Consider the following 1,407-nt stretch of genomic DNA (forward strand, 5'->3'; position numbering starts at 1 on the left):
GTGGCACCGGCCGGTGCCACCGAGATGAACCTGGAGGAGCTCATGGGCGGCTTCTTCGGCGCCATGATGGCGGACGAGGGCCTCGAAGAAGGATCCGAAGAGGGCTTCGAAGAGGGCGCCGCGTAGGCACACCGCGTACGGCGCAGGGGGAGGACCGCCCCGCGACCGCGAGCCTGCTCCGCTCGCGGGACGTCCCCCGACGCACAGCGCCCGGTCCCGTGCACGGGGGAGGCACAGGACCGGGCTGTCTCCTACGGTACTGGCCGCGGGCCCTGCCGCGCAGGGTCTGCGGCCGATCCCGGTCGCCTCGGTCGCCGGCGGCGCCCGCGCGCTCGGACCGGCCTACTTCGGGGGCCGTGGCGGTGGAGGCTCCGTACCGGCCTCGGCCTCGCCCTTGCGGCGGACGCGGGTGGCGAGCAGGCCGCCCAGGAAGCCGAAGAACAGGCCCCACAGGAGGGCGAAGCCGACCGTCTTCCAGATGTGGGGGCGGAGGATCACCTCGCCGCCCAGGGAGTCCAGGTCCCCGATGCCGAGGACCGAGAGCCCCAGGCGGGCCTCCACCAGGGTCAGAGGGGCCGCGACCAGCATCGCCAGCGCGAAGGCGATTCCCAGGTGCAGGGCGTGCTGCCAGAGCCTGATCCTCGCCGGGGACCGGACGGCCGCCACGAAGGCCACCGCGAGGACCAGGACGGCCGCCACGGGGAGCAGCCACCACGCCCGGGCGTCCTGCGCCGCGAGCGAGCTCAGGTCGATCGTCGCGAGGTCCGTGCTGTCGCCCGTGCCGTCGCCCTGGCGCAGGACGGCGTCGAGGATCTGCGGCATCGGCAGGCCGAACGGGCCGTCGACCCTGCCCTCCCAGGAGCCTCCGATGCCCACGCCGAGCGCCGGCCAGGTGACGTTGGGCAGGCCGAGCAGGAGGACGGCGAGGGTCTCCGCGGCGTGGCCCCTGGTCGCGGCGACCACCACGCCGATGACCAGGCCCACGACCACGTACGCGAGGAGCAGCAGGAGCATCGCGTACGCCGCGGGCCGCACGGTCTCGTGGTACCGGACGAACCGGGGCGGCAGCGGGGTCCTCCGGGAGACGAGGAGCGCGACGACGAGCACGCCGAGGATCCACAGGAGTCCGTAGAAGAGGGTCGGCCCGAAGTCGGTGCGGAAGCCGACGGTGGGGTTCACGGCGTCGAGCAGCTCGCCGAAGATGTCCATCAGGGCGTCCTGTTCGTCCCCGCCGCCGATGGTGATGGGGAAGTCGTGCCGGGCGGCGGACGAGACTCCCGCCAGGGCCGCCAGCCAGAGGACGACCGTGCTCACGACGCGGAGCAGGAGCTCGCGGGAGCTGGTCACGGCGTGGTGCCGCAAGGGCCGCAGGAAGCAGTAGCCGGTGACCGTCACCCTGGTGGGCGC

1 protein-coding gene is annotated in these 1,407 nt (G+C 73.8%); it reads right to left on the bottom strand.

The features are described 5' to 3' along the window. Positions 1–342 precede the first annotated feature (342 nt). Positions 343–1,407: streptophobe family protein (locus AOK00_RS36095; protein ID WP_055604314.1), on the bottom strand; the 1,065-nt coding region annotated here is incomplete at its 5' end.

Source organism: Streptomyces aureus, assembly GCF_001418135.1.
Taxonomy (GTDB): domain Bacteria; phylum Actinomycetota; class Actinomycetes; order Streptomycetales; family Streptomycetaceae; genus Streptomyces; species Streptomyces aureus_A.